Genomic DNA, 16673 nt, shown 5'->3' on the forward strand with positions numbered 1-16673 from the left:
GGCTTGTTGGTTGGGTTGGGCAACCGGGCCTCTTTTTCTGTACCTTCGACGCTGGTGGTGGTGCAACCTTGTGGGGTCTGCGGTTGTATAACAGCCATTCATTCGCCCTCCGCGTTGGCGTTTTTGTAGTCCAGGGTCATGTCTTTGGGGGCTTGTTCACCGGCAAGGAACAGCGGCTCCTGCTGTTCGACTTGGCGCTGCGGGGTTAATAATTCGACTTCGGTGGGCTCTGCACTGTGGGTCAGGAAGGTTTTGCCTTCGTGGTCTGAGTACCCAGCTTGGCGTGAGCCATCTGCGCGTTTGAGGGTGTATGGAACGCCAACCAATGGTTCCCCGGTTTCTTCATCAAGGAGCACATAACGGGCGCGATGGCTGCGGTGCGCACGCTCCAACAGATTGCCCGCTTTATCCGCATCCGCCGCGCCCGGAATAGTGGGCGACAGAATCGCGATGCCTGAGCCTTTGCCCGGGCCACCCCCCGAGTTGATCTTGACCGTCGCACCGCTAAGCGTGACGCCGCCCGGATCAAGCTTGAGGAAGCTGCCGCCACCCGAGGCGGTGAGTTCCATGCCGGCGTCGATCACTACTTTGCTGCCGGCGTAGTAGTGGATTTCGTTGCCGGCTTCGACGAACTGGCCGACGCCGACTTTCACATGCTGTTTCTGCCCGACGGTGAGGTGGTCGTTGCTGCGGGTTTCCACCTTGCGGTCGGCGTGGGTGGTGCGGTGTTCTTCGGCGAGAAACTGGCTGTAGCTATTGGCTTCGACGGTGTCGTGGCGCTCGTTGCCGACGCGGATTTTCTGGTCGTGTTCGATGTTTTCGTCCCAGTCGCGCTGGGCGTGCAGGTAGATCTGTTCGACGCCTTTCTTGTCTTCGATGCGCAGCTCGTTGTAGCCACCACCGCCTGGGCTGCTCAAGGTTTTGAACAGGCTGCGGGTCTTGTTCGCCGGCAGCGCGTAGGGCACGACGTGGGCGGCGTGGTACAGGCAGCCGGTGACCAGCGGCTGGTCGGGATCGCCTTCGAGGAAGGTCACCAGCACTTCCATGCCGATGCGCGGGATGGCGATAGCGCCGTAGCCATCGCCGGCCCAGCTGGAGGACACGCGCAGCCAGCAGCTGGTTTTATCGTTCGCTTGGCCTTCGCGGTCCCAATGAAATTGCACTTTGACGCGGCCGTAAGGGTCGCAGTGGATCTCTTCACCCGCAGGACCGGTGACCACGGCAGTCTGGCTGCCGAGCACCTTGGGTTTCGGGTGCTTCAGCGCTGGGCGATGCAGCACATCCCAGGGCGTGGCGCTGAAGCGGTTGCGGTAGCCCTGCTGGAAACCATCTTTGTTGTGGGTGTCGCTGGTGATGGACTCTTCCAGCACTTGCGGCTGTTTGCCTTCGTGGTGGATTTCCGTCAGCAGCCAGAGTTGGTTCCAGTCCTTACGCGGATGCGCGCTTAGGTTGAGAAAGTGGCCGCTGACCAGCAGCGGCTGATCGCTTTCACCGTTGGCCAGCTCATAGTCGCTGCGGTGGCGTTCGAGGTTGCGTTTGGCCAGGTGCTTGCCACGTTCACGCTCAACAAAGCGACCGGGGTAGTCGTAGTCCTCGAGGTCGGGCTGGAACTCGCTGTTGAAGGCGGCTTCCATCAGCAGCTTGGGTTTCTCGAAGTTGTAGTCGCGGCGGGTAACGCGGCTGGTGCGGGTTTCCAGGCGTAAGGCGAAACGCTTGACCACCGGCTCGTCGGCCACCAGGCCGCTGTCTTGTTGATAGGCCGTTGGCGCGAGTTTTGGGAACACCGTCTGGTCGTCACCAAAGACCAGCACATGACCTTGTTCGATGTGCTGGAAGTGGTAGTGAATGCCTTCTTCCTCGCACAGGCGCTGGATAAAGTGCAGGTCGCTTTCGTCGTACTGCACGCAGTATTCGCGTTCGGGGTAGACGCTGGGGCCGAACTGGAATGTGTAGGCATTGCGCTGAATGCCGTGCTCTTCGAGCACCTGGCTGATGATCTTTTCCACGCTCAGGTGCTGGAAGATGCGCTGATTGATGCGGTGCGCCAGGTAAGCCAGCTGCGGGCGCAGGGTGATGTGGTAGCGGGTCATGCGCTTGCCGGAATCACCCTGGGCGACGCGGTAGACCAGGCCATGCACTCCCCCACCATCTGGGGTAAAGGCAAGAAATGCGGGCTGGTGCAGCAGGCTTTCCAGATCGAGATCGGGGCGCTCGCTGATCAGTTCTAGCTCGAATACGAACGGCTGGCTGATGGCTTCACGGCCGGTAAATTCGAGCACCTGCAAGTCGTGGCTGAGGCCCGCTATGCTCAGGTTGAAGCGTTGCGGCGTCAGCGCCGTTGCTCGGCGGGTGGCTTGGCTGCTCAGTGCACTGATGGTTGTCGTTGCGCCGAGGCCGGCACTGGCAAGCGGGGTAAGCGCAGTGGCGGGCGGCAGGCTGATAACCCGAGGTGCTACGTGAGTCTCGGGGGAAACGGCGAAGAGAAAGTTACGGCAGAACACGCAATGAATTTCATCGTACTGCAGGCCGTGTTTGTTCAGCTCACTGAAGACATCGCTCAAGGCGATGGTGCTGTTTTGTAGCAATAAGGCCGGATGCTTGCGGTTGCGCACCGTGAGGATATCGGTGCCGACAATTTTGACCGAGTAGGCAATGCTCGAGTAATGGTCATCACTGTATTTGGAGACGAGGTAGTTGCGGGTGGATTCTCCAGGGCCTTTCTGTTCGTGTGGCTTCACTTCGCCGCGCATGACGCTGGCCAAGCCGGGGTCTTCCAAGGTCTTGCCATCGGGCCCGTAGAACACCAGCGATGTATTGGCCGGCACGTTGAGGTGCATACCAGGCACATAGGCACCGTGGCTGGTGATGATCAGCTTTTTGCTGGGCTGGCCTGGGGCTTTCTGGAACAGGTAGAAGTGTTCGCCAAGCGCGGTTGCATTCGCTGGAGTGGGTTTCATGCGCAGGCTCCTGCACGGCCACAACGCATGTGGGCACGCCGAGTGCGGGTGAGGTTTACGTCACGCGAGTGGGTGGCGTTGAACATGCTCTTCTCCTTAAGCCTTACACGTCAGCCGGGCTGATATTCAGCCGCTGCATGCGGTACAGCAGGGTGCGGCGCGGCAGGCCGAGTTCGCAGGCGGCGCTGGTCTGGTTGCCACGGTTCTTGCGCAGGCAGTCGAGCAGCAGGCTGCGTTCAACACGTTCCATGCGCTCACGCAGGTTCATGCCTGGCGTCTCGTTGCTGCCGGTCTGGCGCAGGTCGAAATGCTCCGGCAGCAGTTCACCGCCTTCGCACAGCAGTACGGCACGCTCGACCAAACCTTTGAGTTCGCGCACGTTGCCGGGGAAGGGGTAGCGGGCCAGGTGATCAAGGGTGCTGTCGGCCCAGCGGCATTGATTGCGCTGCAGCAGTGAGCTGGCCTTGTCGGCGAAGTAGCGCGCCAGGGTGAGGATGTCCTGATCGCGCTCACGCAGGGCCGGCAGTTCGATGGGGAACTGCGCCAGGCGATAGAACAGGTCCTCGCGGAAACGACCTTCTTCCACCAGGTTGCGCAGGTTGTGGTGGGTGGCGGCGACGATGCGCACATCGACGGTGTGCGTGGCAGTGGAGCCCAGCGGGCGTACTTCGCCTTCCTGCAATACGCGCAACAGCTTGGCTTGCAGGCTCAGCGGCATATCACCGATTTCATCGAGGAACAGCGTGCCGCCGTTGGCCGCATCGAACAGGCCCTGATGGTCGCGGTCGGCGCCGCTGAAGGCGCCTTTGCGGTAGCCGAACAGTTCGCTTTCCAGCAGGTTTTCCGGCAGCGAGGCGCAGTTCTGCACGACAAAGGCTTTGCTGCGGCGGAAACCACAATCGTGGATGGCGCGGGCCACCAGCTCCTTGCCGGTGCCGGTTTCGCCCGCCAGCAAAACGCTGACCGGGTTGTGCAGCACCTTGCTGATCAGCTGATAGACGCTGCGCATTGCCGGGCTGTCGCCAATCAGGCCATAGCCGCTGGCGCAGGGCGTGCTGACCACGGCAACTGGCTGTTCGCTGTGCGATGAACGCAGGCGCTGCAGCAGGTGCAGTTGGGCGACCACAAAACTGCCCAGCTGACCGAGCGAGTCAGCGAAGCCCTGCAGCTCACGCGCGCGTTGGCTGGCAATCAGCAGCAGGCCGGTGACGCCTTTGTGCTCATCCAGCAGCGGCTGGCACAGCAGGCTGCGCCAGGGCTGTTGCGCCTCGGGGAGGAAGCCGGTCTGGTGCAGGTTGTGGTCCAGTTCATTGAGGCTGAGCGTCTGGTTCTGGCACAGGCAGTACTGCAGCAGCTGCTCGCCGTCGTAGTCGCTGGACAGGCTGGCGTCCGCGCGCGGTTGCAGCAGGCCGTCCTGCCATTCGGCGGACAGGGTCAGGCGTGTGTGCGTATCGTCGAGCAGGTACAGCTGGCTCAATTCGCTGCCGGACAGCTGCGCGGCGCTTTCCACCAGACCGCCGAGCAGGGCGTCACTGTTGGCCGCGCGCGCCAGCGTGGCGAAGCGTTGCAACAGTGCTTCGGCATAACGCAGCGGCTGCGGCACCTGGCTGAACATCAGCGACACGTTAAGCGAACTCACAGACCACCGTCCCTTCGCCGTCCAGGGTGGCGTGCACGCGTTGCAGGCTTTCACCGCTGGCCATGGCGTCGAGCAGGCGGTCGACCACCAGCGGTTGCAGGTGCTGGTCGATCAGGTGATCGATCAGGCGTGCGCCGCTGTCGCTGTGGCTGCAGCGCTCGGCGAGATTTTCCAGCAGCGCCGGGCAATGGCTGAACTGCAGCTGACGGCGTTGCAGGCGCTCGCCAAAGCGCGCGAGTTTGAGGCCGACCAGCTCGTTGAGCACCTCGCCACTGATCGGGTAGTACGGCACCACGCGCATACGGCCGAGCAGCGCCGGCTTGAAGTGCTGAGTCAGGGTCGGGCGAATCGCTTGCTCTAGGTCATCCGCTGTCGGGCGTTGGCCGTTCTGGCAGAGGTTGGCGATACGCTCGCTGGCCAGGTTGCTGGTCATCAAAATCAGCGTATTGCGGAAGTTGATCTCACGGCCTTCACCGTCGTTGGCCACGCCCTTGTCGAAGATCTGATAGAAGACGTTCATCACCTCCGGATCGGCTTTTTCCACTTCATCGAGCAGCACCACCGAGTAAGGCTTCTGCCGCACGGCTTCGGTGAGCATGCCGCCTTCGCCATAACCGACGTAGCCGGGTGGTGCGCCGATCAGCCGGGAAACCGTGTGCTTCTCCTGGAACTCGGACATGTTGATGGTGGTGAGGAAACGCTCGCCGCCGTACAGCAGATCGGCCAGGGCCAGTGCGGTTTCGGTTTTACCGACGCCGCTGGGGCCGACCAGCAGGAATACCCCGACCGGCGCATCGGCACGATTGAGGCCGGCGGCGCTGGCGCGCATGGAGCGGTCCAGCGCGGCGATGGCTTGCGCCTGACCGCGTACACGCAGGCCGAGGTCGCGGGCGAAGGTCAGCACCTTGCTGTTGTGTTCGCGGGCCAGCTGGCTCAGTGGCACGCCGGTCCAGTGGCTGATCACTTCGGCCACCAGGCGCGGGCAGACTTCAAAACTGACCAGGCGCTCATTCACCTGAGCGCTGGCCAGCTCGGCTTGTACGGCGCGCAGTTCGCCTTCCAGTTGCTCCAGCTGCACGGCCTGGCCGTCGCTGTTCTCGGCTTCGGTAGGGTTTTGGCGCAGGCTGGCGCACTGCTTGCGCAATTCCAGCAGGTGTTCGGCCAGTTCACGCTGCACCGCCCAACGGGTTTCGATCTGCTCCAGTTCGGCGCGGGCCTGGCTCAGGCGTGCTTCGAGTTGTTCCAGGCTTTCACTGTCGATGTGCAGGCCGGCTTCCATATCCCGGCTCATGGCCTCGCTCTGCCGCTCACCTTCGGCGATCTCGCCACGCAGGCGCTCCAGCGTTTCCGGGGCGGCGGCCAGGCTGATGCGCACGCGGGCGCAGGCGGTGTCGAGGACATCGACGGCTTTGTCCGGCAGTTGGCGGCCAGCCAGGTAGCGCGCGGACAGCTCGGCGGCGGCGACCACGGCGTCGTCACGCAGGTAGATGCCGTGGCTTTTCTCGTAAACAGGCGCCAGGCCACGCAGGATGGTCACGGCTTCATCGACCGTCGGCTCATGCAGATGCACCGGCTGGAAGCGGCGGGCCAGGGCCGGGTCCTTCTCGAAGTACTTCTTGTATTCGCTCCAGGTGGTGGCGGCGATGGTGCGCAGCTCGCCACGGGCCAGGGCGGGCTTGAGCAGGTTGGCGGCATCGCCACTGCCGGCTTGGCCACCCGCACCGATCAGGGTGTGGGCTTCGTCGATGAACAAAATGATCGGCTTGGGCGAGGCTTTGACTTCATCGATCACGCCCTGCAAACGGCGCTCGAATTCACCTTTGACGCTGGCGCCGGCTTGCAGCAGGCCCAGGTCCAGGCACAGCAGTTCGACCCCCTTGAGCGCGGCCGGCACTTCACCGGCGGCGATGCGCAGGGCCAGGCCTTCGACGATGGCGGTCTTGCCGACACCGGCTTCGCCGACCACGATTGGGTTGCTTTTGCGCCGGCGCGCGAGGATGTCGATCATCTGGCGGATTGCGCCGTCGCGGCACAGCACCGGGTCGAGCTTGCCGTCACGGGCCTGTTGGGTGAAGTTGTGAGTGAAGCGCGAGAGATTCGATTCGCCACCGGCTGCGGGTTTACCTGCAGCGGTTTGCGGCTGCTGGGCCAGGGCGAATTCGCGTAGGCGCTCGGCATTCAGCTTGGCCAGCAGTGGCTGATAGTGGCTGCCGGCGTAACGCATCGGATTGCGCAGCAGGGCGAGGATCAGTGCGGCTTCATCGACCTGGCTCTGGCCGAGTTCCAGGCTGGCGACCAATAGGGCGTCCTGCAGCCATTGCACCAGTTCGGTGGCAAATACCGGGTTGCGCGATTCGTTGTGTTCGCCACGCGGTTGCAGGGCGCGGGCCAGCTCGCCGGCGTTTACGTCGGCATCCTGCAGGGCGCGGGGCAGCAAGCCTTCCGGGCGCTCAAGCAGGCCGAGCAACAGGTCTTCCACCAGAATCTTGCTGCCGCCGCGCACCACGCAACGCTCGGCAGCGGTTTCCAGGTCCTGCTTGCTGGCCGCGTCGAGGGCTTGCACCAGCTGCTGTAAATCGACGTTGATCATTTCCATCTTCCTTAATGAGCTTGGCTGCCGAGGGTGACCACGCCGTCGGCGTTGTCACGCCCTAGCCAAGTGGTCCAGCCCAGCAGGCAGGGGTTGTCCGCGCCGAGGCGCAATTCGCGTATGTCGTCCTGGCGCAGTTCCAGGCGGATGTCGTAATCCAGTGGGTCGCGCAGGGTGAAGCGCACCAGCGCGCAGAGCGGTTGGTAGCCGCTGCCGATGGGCAGAAATTCATGGAAGCGCTCCCAGTTCAGCTGCTGCACGTGAATGCGGAATTTGCCGCCGCGATCACGCACGAATTCGCCAAGCACCAGGCTCTCGCCCAACTGGCTGTTGGCCAGACCGAGGCGGTTGCGCTGCTCGCCAAGGATCTCCACCTGACGCTCCAGGCACTGCTCGATATGCAGGTCGGCGTGTTTGAAGTAGTAGCGCAGCACCGACTCGATCAGCGCCGCCGAGTGGGCGCGCAGGCTGAGCAGGCCGAGGTAGGGCAGCAGGCGTTTCCAGTTCAACTCGGAGGCGCTGCGAATGGTTTCACCGCCCAGGCCGATCAGGGCAAACAGGTGGGCGGAGAACGGGTCGATCGCACCGCTCTGGAAACGTGTGTGGTAGCGGTATTTCTGCCAGGTGGGCAGTAGCAGACGCTGCAGGCGGTTGTTGAACAGGTCGAGGAAATCCCGCGTTGGGTTGCCGTCTTCACTGTCGCCCAGCGCCTGTTCACCGTAGAACGCTGGCAGCGGCGAGCCGGCGCCAAACAGGCTGACCAGGTTGATGCGCAGGCGCGCGCGCAGCTCGCCGTGCTCTTCGAAAAAATGCACGCGATCGATATCGCTACCGGGGAACCCCATGCTCGGGTTGGCCTGCAGTTCCAGTCGCTGATACAGCGCTTCCTCATCCAATTCAGGATGAGCAGCCTGCAAGCGTTCCAGCACCAGCTGCACACCCTGAAACAGGCTGTACTCGCGGATGCCCTGGCTAAGCCGGGTGAGACCCGGCTCAAAGTCTGCTGCGCGTCGGCCAGGCGGCGTTGCAGTCGGGCTCAGAATGCTCATTTACACCTCGTAAACTGCGCTTCTTCGCCCGACGGCGCCTTGCCCGGCTCTAGCTCGCATGCCTTTGCGCAGGGTCTCATAGCAGGGGCTGTAGCCCCATGCGCGGCGTCCATTGGTACACCTCTCCCTGTGTGCTCTGTACGCGCAGCTCGTGGTACGAGTTCAAGCTGGCATACAGGGCGAAAAATTCATTGAGTACGGTGGCGAAGAGGAACAGGTCACCCTCGCCGACATAACCCTCGGGGTTGATCGTCAATTGCGTGCGTACACCACGCACCGGCAAGCCACGGTGCAGGCGGTCGACATGCTGGTGGCTGATGCTTTTCAGGCCGTCGAGCAGGCGCTTGCTGACCTTCTCCGCGTGCTGGTCGTAGTAGCGCGGCAGGTCGTAGGTTTCCAGGATCACCTTGAGCGCGTCGACGTTGGCCAGCGACAGGTAGTTCAGCGACATATTGCTGATCAGCTTCCACAGAAAATCGCGGTGCAGCGGCGGCGCGTAGCTCGGCGTAACCGCGCTGATATTGCGGAAGGTGAGGAACTCCGGGGTGTCCTCACTGGGCATGCAGATATCACCGAGGCCCAGCTGGCGCGGCAGGTTCTGGTTGGTGCAGGTCAGCTCGATGGACAGCGTTTCGTGCTGATCGAGGTTGCGCAGGCCGAAGCTCAGGTAGGTTTCCAGGCCGTCGCCGAGCAGCGAAGGTTGCTGGCGCACGCTGTAGTGCGGGCGCGCCAGCGGCACGTCGAAACTGGCGTCATGCTCAAAGGACTCGAACGGCACGTACTCTTCATACCCCTTGCCGCCGGGCTTCCAGCCAGTGACGCGATCCACCGAGAACACCCCGCAGTGCTCGGAGTCGAGCTCCGAGGGCAGCAGCAGGTACTGGTCCTGCTTGCCGTCGAGGCGAATCGGGATGGCGTCATGGGCGAACAGGTTGACCACCGGCGTACAGTACAGGCGCACGTTATCCAGGGTCGGGCGGATACGTTGCACACCGGCCTTGTGAATATCGAAACGCAGCTCGATGCCGCGCGCCTGTTTGAGCACGTCTTCGGGCACGCGCTTGAGCACATCCAGGCCGAGCAGGTCGACAAACAGGAACTTGTCCTGGAAGGCGAAGTATTCCTGCAGGTAGCGGTACCCGCGGAAGGTGTTCAGCGGGTAGGGGATCAGCGCCTGATCTTCGGCAAAACCCACCGGCTGCACACTGTTGGCCGGCAGTTGCAGCGGCAGCAATGGGCGCTCATCCGCGCCCTGCAACGGCTTGCCTGCGGCGTTCAGCAATACCAGCTGCACACCGCCGAGGTGGCGCAGCAGGCTCAGGTACAGCAACTGGCTGATATAGCGCTCACCGGACAGGTGCAGACGCAACTGCTTGAGGTCGAGATCGCCCAGATGGCCATCGGCACTCATCGCCAGACGCAGGCTGAGCAACGCACCATCGCCCTTGACCGAGTAATCCAGGCCATTCAGCGCCAGTGGCAGCACCTCGGTGGCGAAGGCGGTGCGGAAACGGCAGGTCACGCCCTGGATCGGCTTGGATTCCACCGGCGTATGCCGTGGCACCAGCAAGGCACCGCCCGGACGCTTGAGCGGGTCGAACTGCAGCATGCTGAACGCTGGCAGCGGGCGCATATAGTTCGGCCACAGCAGGTGCATCAGCGAGTGAGTCAGTTCCGGCAACTCGTCATCGAGCTTCTGCCGCAGCCGCCCAGTCAGAAAGGCAAAACCTTCCAGCAGGCGCTCGACATCCGGGTCACGCCCGGCCTGGCCCAAAAACGGCGCCAACGCCGGGCTGCGCTCGGCAAAGCGCTTGCCGAGCTGGCGCAGGGCGGTGAGTTCGCTCTGGTAGTAGTGGTTAAAAGACACGATCAATCCTTGATTCGTTGGCTGTCGGATGGTTTCCGTTCAGGAGCGAGCCGTGTCGTCATATAGATGGCTGCCAAAGTCAGCCCGCCTGACAAACCGGCGAAGAACAATGCACGTATCGGATGTTGAGGTAGCAAATAGGTGAGGTTCGCGATAACCAGTGCACTTGTAAGGGCAATTTTTACTTTCATGCTGGTTGTCAGGGCGATCAGGGCGATCAGGGCATTAGCCAAGACAAAGGCCGCGAAAATCAGTTGCACCGCCAAACCTATAGCCACTCCCCTAGATAGTGGAGGGCCAAATAGAGTGGTGTAGACCTGAAACCCCAGGCTGGTCGCTAGCGGGAAAAGCAGGCATGCCAAAGTGTGGCAAGCCATGGCAGTAATTCTTTGCCGTTTAATCTCTTCGGCACTGCGGATGTGTTGATAGAAGTACATCGCGTCAGTTCTCGACAACTTGGTAAGGGGTATTGCTGATGAACAGGTTCAGCCAACTGTCTTGCCAGTCCGGCACGCCAATCTCGAAGGTCTTCTGCTGCTTGTCGAAGTCGAACCAAATAATGCCTACGGTTCTGTCATCTTCGTGCGAACGCATGTCCGTGTAGTGCTTGTCGTAGAGCGGCGTACGGAAGGTGGAGTCCGGTGCCTGGGTGTCGATGACGCGTATGTAGGCAAGATCGCACCAAGGTCCGAGCCAAGGTGCCAGCAACACGGTCTGCAAAATGAATCTTCCCGAAGGGCTGGGTTTTGAGTACTGCGCCTCCTGAGTGATGGCGATGTGAATCGTTCCGAAAAGCAGGAGCAAGAGTGATATTGGCAGCAGCAGGGCCATAGATACTTTTCGAATATTCATTTCTTAAACTCGAAGACGACCGGAGTGATGGTTTCGTAGCCGATATTTGAATAAACGACGAAGTCACCACCCTTCTTCTGCGTCGAGCGATACTTCACGAAGTGGCTGTTGGTGATCAAGAAATAGCGCTTGCTTTCTAAATCCTTGAAACTCTGCTCAACGTCCTCGCCGGTGAAGGGAGCTGTGGCAATCGCCTTCGCTTTTTCGTAATCGATATTGGCGTTGTTGCTGAGGCTGTCTGTCACGCCCTCTGCGATGCCATCGAAGTTCCAATAACCAAGTGGCTGGCTGAGCAGGCCCTCGTCGTTAAAGTCATATGCATCTTCGGCATAGAATCCAATGCGCTCAGCGATGAAGGTCACCTTGTCCGGGAACGTGTTGACGGTACCCTCGACTGCGACTCGTAGATTGAAGTTGGCCAGTGCGCCGCGCAGGTCATTCAGCTCATCACCAATGGTGTCGAAAGTGAGCGCGCGGCTGTTGGCGTAACCGAAAGCCTCGGCTTTACTGCCTTGGCCATTGAACGACAGCGGGAAGCATCCGCCGGAGTGCTGACCGAACGCCCTGAGAATGTTTCTGCGGATGAGTTTGGTTGCTTGGGGGTTGTTCCAGGCGGTTCTTAGTTCGTTGCGGGACCTTACTACCCGAGGAAACGTCATCAACCATTTGTAGGTGACTATGGTCTCTTCCATATATTGAGGAGGGGGCATTTGGTCATGGTTCTTTACTGCTGCCGTCATACCGCCGCTGGCTGTGCCCCAGGGCTTTCCTTGGAACCAATGCCGCATTAGCTGCGCGGAAACTTGCCAGCCCATTTTGTCCATAGCTGCGGGAATATCCGTGATCTTGAACAAGCGAACTTGCGAGGTCGTACCTTGTGGGTTTTGCGAGCTCGGTGTAAGCGTGGATTTCAGGACGATATCGGACATGTGCAGATCTCCACGTAGTCAGGCAATCACTACTTCGGATTGTTCGGAGATAACCAGCTCAATGGTTTCTGCACTCGAAGAGCGGAGCTTGTCGGTTTTCCCATCCATTCCTGTGACTCCATGGATCTCTTTGCCGGATGCGCTGCGGAGAACATATGAAACCCCATTCAGCGGGACGCCGGAGTCTTGGTCGAGCAGCACGAAGAACTCATCGAAGACCCCTTTGATATCCACAGGAGCTGGAGGGACAAACGCCGCCCCACCCCCATTAGCCCCAATCAACACCGTCCCTGAGCCCGCCACAGCCACATTGCCATGGCTGCCCACGGTGCCCAGCACGGTGGCGGGTTTGCCGTTGATCAGCACGGTAGGAATGACCGCGCTGGCCAGCGTGCTGCCGCAGCCGGTGGGGTCGCCCATGCGGGCGGCGGGCAGGCTGTCGAACAGCACGTTGGGGGAGCCGGCGACAATCGGATTGCTGCCATGGCCGGGAATCGGGCAGGCGGTGGGGTCGCTGACGCGGGCGGCGGGTTTACCGGACATGGGCTCTCCTTAATTGACCTTGACCTGTCCGCTGCCGTCCAGGCGCGCGGAGAAACTGACTTGGCGTTTAAGGCCGTCCACTTCCAACAGGCCTTCGATGGCAAAGGCCAGGCTCAGTGGGTTGTTGTCGCGGGGCAGGGAAATCACCCGCACGTCGCTTAAACGCGGTTCGTACGCTTCGATAAAGCGTTCGATGGCGATACGCGCCTGCTGCAACGAGTCGTGCAGTGACAGGCGCATATCGTTCAAATCGGGCAACCCGTAGTCGGGCAGCGTTTGCACGCTGCCCGCCCGGGTGCTGAGCATTTTTGCCAGGTGGGTGGCCACCGACGCCATAGCGGCGACTTCGCGGCTCCAGCCAGCGCGCTGGCTGGCTTCACCGCCGAGGCGTTCGAACAGGCTTCCGTACCCGGCCATAAGGATGCTTATTCCTTGTCCAGCTTGCCGACGAGCGACAGGGTGAAATCGGCACCCATGTACTTGAAGTGCGGGCGCACGTTGAGGCTGACGCGGTACCAGCCCGGCTCACCATCAACATCACTGACGATCACCTGCGCGGCGCGCAGCGGACGACGGCTACGCACTTCGGAGCTCGGGTTTTCCTGGTCGGCAACAAACTGGCGGATCCACTTGTTGAGTTCCAGTTCCAGGTCGGTGCGTTCTTTCCACGCGCCGATCTGCTCGCGCTGCAGCACTTTCAGGTAGTGGGCCAGACGGTTGATGATGAACATGTACGGCAGCTGGGTGCCGAGCTTGTAGTTCAGTTCAGCCGTCTTGCCTTCTTCGCTGATGCCGAAGAACTTCGGCTTCTGCGCCGAGTTGGCGGAGAAGAATGCGGCGTTGTCGCTGCCTTTGCGCATGGTCAGGGCGATAAAGCCTTCTTCGGCCAGCTCGTATTCACGACGGTCGGAGACCAGCACTTCGGTCGGGATCTTGGTTTCGATCTCGCCCATGCTTTCGAAGTGGTGCAGCGGCAGGTCTTCTACCGCGCCACCGCTCTGCGGGCCGATGATGTTCGGGCACCAGCGGAACTTGGCGAAGCTGTCGGTCAGCTTGGAAGCAAAGGTGTAGGCAGTGTTGCCCCACAGGTAATGCTCGTGGCTGTTGGCGACGTTCTCTTTGTAGACGAAGGTCTTCACCGGGTTGTCTTCCGGATCGTACGGGTTGCGCAGCAGGAAGCGCGGTACGGTCAGGCCGACGTAGCGGGCATCTTCCTGCTCGCGGAAGCTCTGCCATTTGGCGAACTGCGGGCCTTCGAAGTGATCCTTCAGATCCTTCAGGTCCGGCAGGCCGGTGAAGCTTTCCAGGCCGAAGAATTTCGGGCCGGCAGCGGCGATAAACGGCGCGTGGGACATGCTGGCGACGCTGGCAACGTATTGCAGGGTTTTGACGTCCGGCGCGCTCGGGTCGAAGAAGTAGTTGGCGATCAGCGCGCCGACCGGCTGGCCACCGAACTGGCCGTATTCGGCGGTGTAGATGTGCTTGTACAGGCCGGACTGGGTGATTTCCGGGCTGTCTTCGAAGTCATCGAGCAGATCCTGCTTGGAGGCGTTGATGATCTCCAGCTTGATGTTTTCGCGGAAGTTGGTGCGATCCACCAGCAGCTTGAGGCCGCGCCAGGAGGATTCCAGCGCCTGGAATTCGGCGTTGTGGAGGATTTCGTCCATCTGCCGGCTGAGCTTGGCGTCGATCTCCGCGATCATGCGGTCGACCATGGCCTTTTTCACCGGCTCATTTTCGTTCTGCGGCTTCAGCAACTCTTCGATAAAGGCCGACACGCCCCGCTTGGCGATGTCATAGGCTTCATCGTCCGGAGTCAGTTTGGTCTCGGCAATGATGCGGTCGAGGATGCCGAGGTCGGCGGCGCTGCGACCGCTTTCTACTGCTGCACTAGTGCTCATGAATTAGCTTCCTTGTTAATTGAATCAGGAGTCCAGCTTGCCTTGGGCAGCCAGGCCGAGTTCGCCGAGTACGCGGTCACGCGAGTCGTCGTCAGCCAGCACGCTTTCGATGGCTTTGCGGAAGGCCGGGGCGTTACCCAGCGGGCCCTTCAGCGCCACCAGGGCATCACGCAGTTCCATCAGTTTTTTCAGCTCAGGAACCTGGTCGACGACATTGGCCGGGTTGAAGTCCTTCATCGAGTTGATGCGCAGCTGCACGGCCATCTCGTCGTCGGTCGGCTCGTCCTGCAGGCGGTTTGGGACGGCGAAGGTCAGGTTGAGTTCCTGCTTGGCCAGCACTTCGTCGAAGCTGTTCTTGTCGATGCTGATCGGCTTGCGGTCTTCGATCTTGCGGTCGTCGGCGCGCTGGGTGAAGTCACCCAGAACCATCAGTTTCAGGGGCAGTTCGATCTCTTCCTGAGCACCGCCGGTGGCGGGTTTGAACGTGACGTTGATGCGTTCCTTGGGGGCGACCGAGCCTTCTTTGGCCATGGTTGTTCTCCTTTGCGTTGATGGCCCGGGGGCCTTTGGGGCGTACTCAGGGCAGGCGACGAGGCGTCATCTGCCCTGAGTACGCCTAGTCCAGCACCACCTCGAGGTCGAGGTGGCACAACCTGCGGTAGATCTCTTCCTTGCTTTCACGCACCGCGTGGTTCTGCGGCAACAGCTCACAACAGCTGTGCAGCATGCGCAGTACGTCGAGGGCGAGATCGGGTTCCCAGTCGCCGAGGCCAGTGGCCTGTAGCGTCTGGTCGAGCGATTCAAGTTGGGTCTTGGCCAGTTCGTATTTCTTTGCGCTGTAGCACAGGCGTGCCAGGGTCAGCTGCCAGAAGAAGCGTTCGCGGCCGCCGCGTGCCTTGGCCAGGCCGAGCTTGAGTTGCTGCACCGCCGACTTGAGGCCGTCCTTGCGCAGCTTGGGCAGGGTTTCCTGCAGAGCGATATCCCAAGCCGGGAGGCTGTTGCCCTCGCTGGCTACGGGGGTGTTGTCGCTGACCGGGGCCTGCACGTGTGGCATCACATGGGAGCTGAGCCAGGCGCGGGTCTGCGCATCGGCAAAAGCGCTGCCGTCGTGGAAGCGCAGTTCTTCCAGGCCGCTCATGCGCTGCATGAACAGTGCGAGCTGAATCTCCACTTCGCGCATCGCCTGCTCGGCGTCCAGCTCATGCAGGCACTGCCAGACCAGGTGCTGGCCGTCGAGCCAAAAGGGCGCGCGGGCGATGCTGGCCTCCAGATCGACCAGCAGATCGGCGTATTGGCCGTTCTGGTAGCGCTCCTGATAGTTGGCCAGCTTGTCGGCTGGCAGGCCGCGCAGTGCGGTGATCTGCTCGGCGTTGCGCTCAGGCAGGCTGTCGATGGGCAGCCAAAGCAGGGTGCGGGCCAGGCGTAGGGCGCGCAGGTCGCTGGCTTTCTGTTTCAACCAATAGGCGCAGAGTGGGCGGGCCTGGTCTTGCAGGCTGCGCAGGCTTTTGTGCGCTTCCTTTTCACTTTCCACCGGTGCGCCGGGGGTGAGCATCTGGCTGGCGGCCTGCTTGACCTGGGCAATCGCCGCGCCTACCGAGCCTGGCTCTGGCTGACCTTGGCTGGCGCGCTTGACCAGCTCATCCAGGCGCCGGCACAGCGGCAGCAGCAGTGGCGCATCTTCACCCAGGTGTTCGGCCAGGCAGGCTTCCAGGGCGCGCAGCTGCTCGGCCAGGCTGCGGAACAGCGCCAGCTGTTCGCCAATCGGCACGTGCTCGGCCAGCGCCTGCTCCAGGCGTGGAATCAGCCAGCTGATGGCGGCGGCGCGGGTGCGCGCCTTGCGTGGGTGCAACTCGACCCAGTGGTTGAGGCACAGGTAATGCAGCAGGCTGAAACCGGCTTGCAGGCCAGGGAAGGATTCGCGCTGGTAAAGCCCCCAGGTCAGCCAGGCGGCGACGCGCAAATCCTTGGAGTGGGCGCTGAGCAGTATCTCGCTGTTTTCGCGGACTTTTTGCCAGTCGATCGCCGCTGTTTCGTGCAGCGCAGTGGCTTTGCCCAGCTCGTTTTCGAGAACTTCGTATTCGCTGGAATAACGCACGTCATTACCGGCAAAGTTCCCTTCATGTATAGGGAGTTTGGCCAGCTCTAAATAATGAGCAGTGAGTTTATTTGAATAGGTCATTCCATGACTCGACTGTTTTGCGTGTAAGCCATAATTAAGCCGGCCCAGCTTCGGTCAAGCTGCTATTGTCGGCTGAAGTGCGCAAAAAGTTGCGCACTTAAATGTGCAACAAGTTGCGCACGTCCTAGTGAGGTGGGCATCCTAGCCCTGCGTTGGGTATCTAACAA

The 16673-nt window shown here is 61.4% G+C and carries 13 protein-coding genes and 1 pseudogene; all 14 read right to left on the reverse strand.

Annotated features, from left to right (window positions below; genetic code table 11):
- Nucleotides 1–98: 98 nt before the first annotated feature.
- The 14 genes and pseudogenes from DBR00_RS03350 to tssA all read right to left on the reverse strand — a co-directional run bounded on the left by DBR00_RS03350 (nucleotide 99) and on the right by tssA (nucleotide 16506).
- A complete protein-coding gene (locus DBR00_RS03350; RefSeq protein ID WP_108487183.1) occupies nucleotides 99–2333 on the reverse strand; it encodes a type VI secretion system tip protein VgrG in 2235 nt (744 codons plus the stop codon).
- Between the two features lie 165 nt (nucleotides 2334–2498).
- Nucleotides 2499–2957, reverse strand: a pseudogene (locus DBR00_RS21380) (putative adhesin); the annotation flags it as partial.
- A 103-nt stretch (nucleotides 2958–3060) separates the two neighbouring features.
- On the reverse strand, nucleotides 3061–4572 hold the full coding sequence (locus DBR00_RS03355; RefSeq protein WP_108487182.1) for a sigma-54-dependent Fis family transcriptional regulator: 1512 nt from the start codon (nucleotides 4570–4572) through the stop codon (nucleotides 3061–3063).
- Nucleotides 4573–4582: 10 nt separating this feature from the next.
- Nucleotides 4583–7192 carry a type VI secretion system ATPase TssH gene (tssH, locus tag DBR00_RS03360; RefSeq protein WP_177479893.1) on the reverse strand — a complete coding sequence of 870 codons (2610 nt, stop codon included), beginning with the start codon at nucleotides 7190–7192 and terminating at the stop codon, nucleotides 4583–4585.
- Nucleotides 7193–7197: 5 nt separating this feature from the next.
- The gene (tssG, locus tag DBR00_RS03365; protein ID WP_108487139.1) at nucleotides 7198–8235 is read right to left on the reverse strand and encodes a type VI secretion system baseplate subunit TssG; all 1038 of its coding nucleotides are present in this window, start codon (nucleotides 8233–8235) and stop codon (nucleotides 7198–7200) included.
- Between the two features lie 76 nt (nucleotides 8236–8311).
- A complete protein-coding gene (gene tssF / locus DBR00_RS03370) occupies nucleotides 8312–10102 on the reverse strand; it encodes a type VI secretion system baseplate subunit TssF (protein ID WP_108487138.1) in 1791 nt (596 codons plus the stop codon).
- Between the two features lie 2 nt (nucleotides 10103–10104).
- The gene (locus tag DBR00_RS03375; protein ID WP_108487137.1) at nucleotides 10105–10539 is read right to left on the reverse strand and encodes a hypothetical protein; all 435 of its coding nucleotides are present in this window, start codon (nucleotides 10537–10539) and stop codon (nucleotides 10105–10107) included.
- A 4-nt stretch (nucleotides 10540–10543) separates the two neighbouring features.
- Nucleotides 10544–10933, reverse strand: a complete 390-nt coding sequence (locus tag DBR00_RS03380) for a hypothetical protein (protein WP_108487136.1) — start codon at nucleotides 10931–10933, stop codon at nucleotides 10544–10546.
- A gap of 17 nt (nucleotides 10934–10950) precedes the next feature.
- A complete protein-coding gene (locus DBR00_RS03385) occupies nucleotides 10951–11883 on the reverse strand; it encodes a DUF6402 family protein (RefSeq protein ID WP_108487135.1) in 933 nt (310 codons plus the stop codon).
- 18 nt (nucleotides 11884–11901) lie between these two features.
- Nucleotides 11902–12426, reverse strand: a complete 525-nt coding sequence (locus tag DBR00_RS03390; protein ID WP_108538015.1) for a PAAR domain-containing protein — start codon at nucleotides 12424–12426, stop codon at nucleotides 11902–11904.
- A 9-nt stretch (nucleotides 12427–12435) separates the two neighbouring features.
- Nucleotides 12436–12843 (reverse strand): type VI secretion system baseplate subunit TssE, encoded by a 408-nt coding sequence (gene tssE, locus DBR00_RS03395; RefSeq protein ID WP_108489173.1) that lies wholly within the window; start codon nucleotides 12841–12843, stop codon nucleotides 12436–12438.
- An 8-nt stretch (nucleotides 12844–12851) separates the two neighbouring features.
- Nucleotides 12852–14327, reverse strand: coding sequence for a type VI secretion system contractile sheath large subunit (gene tssC, locus DBR00_RS03400; protein ID WP_108489172.1), 1476 nt, complete (start codon nucleotides 14325–14327; stop codon nucleotides 12852–12854).
- Nucleotides 14328–14351: 24 nt separating this feature from the next.
- A complete protein-coding gene (tssB, locus tag DBR00_RS03405) occupies nucleotides 14352–14858 on the reverse strand; it encodes a type VI secretion system contractile sheath small subunit (protein ID WP_108489171.1) in 507 nt (168 codons plus the stop codon).
- 85 nt (nucleotides 14859–14943) lie between these two features.
- On the reverse strand, nucleotides 14944–16506 hold the full coding sequence (gene tssA / locus DBR00_RS03410) for a type VI secretion system protein TssA (protein WP_108489170.1): 1563 nt from the start codon (nucleotides 16504–16506) through the stop codon (nucleotides 14944–14946).
- Nucleotides 16507–16673: the final 167 nt, after the last annotated feature.

The organism is Pseudomonas sp. HMWF032 (assembly GCF_003060885.1).
Classification (GTDB): Bacteria; Pseudomonadota; Gammaproteobacteria; order Pseudomonadales; family Pseudomonadaceae; genus Aquipseudomonas.

Bases quoted from the DNA above. Each gene is read 5' to 3' on its own strand.
- DBR00_RS03355 (WP_108487182.1), bottom strand. From the start codon at position 4,572: ATGTTCAGCCAGGTGCCGCAGCCGCTGCGTTATGCCGAAGCACTGTTG.
- tssH (WP_177479893.1), bottom strand. From the start codon at position 7,192: ATGGAAATGATCAACGTCGATTTACAGCAGCTGGTGCAAGCCCTCGAC.
- tssG (WP_108487139.1), bottom strand. From the start codon at position 8,235: ATGAGCATTCTGAGCCCGACTGCAACGCCGCCTGGCCGACGCGCAGCA.
- DBR00_RS03375 (WP_108487137.1), bottom strand. From the start codon at position 10,539: ATGTACTTCTATCAACACATCCGCAGTGCCGAAGAGATTAAACGGCAA.
- DBR00_RS03380 (WP_108487136.1), bottom strand. From the start codon at position 10,933: ATGGCCCTGCTGCTGCCAATATCACTCTTGCTCCTGCTTTTCGGAACG.
- DBR00_RS03385 (WP_108487135.1), bottom strand. From the start codon at position 11,883: ATGTCCGATATCGTCCTGAAATCCACGCTTACACCGAGCTCGCAAAAC.
- DBR00_RS03390 (WP_108538015.1), bottom strand. From the start codon at position 12,426: ATGTCCGGTAAACCCGCCGCCCGCGTCAGCGACCCCACCGCCTGCCCG.
- tssE (WP_108489173.1), bottom strand. From the start codon at position 12,843: ATGGCCGGGTACGGAAGCCTGTTCGAACGCCTCGGCGGTGAAGCCAGC.
- tssC (WP_108489172.1), bottom strand. From the start codon at position 14,327: ATGAGCACTAGTGCAGCAGTAGAAAGCGGTCGCAGCGCCGCCGACCTC.
- tssB (WP_108489171.1), bottom strand. From the start codon at position 14,858: ATGGCCAAAGAAGGCTCGGTCGCCCCCAAGGAACGCATCAACGTCACG.
- tssA (WP_108489170.1), bottom strand. From the start codon at position 16,506: ATGACCTATTCAAATAAACTCACTGCTCATTATTTAGAGCTGGCCAAA.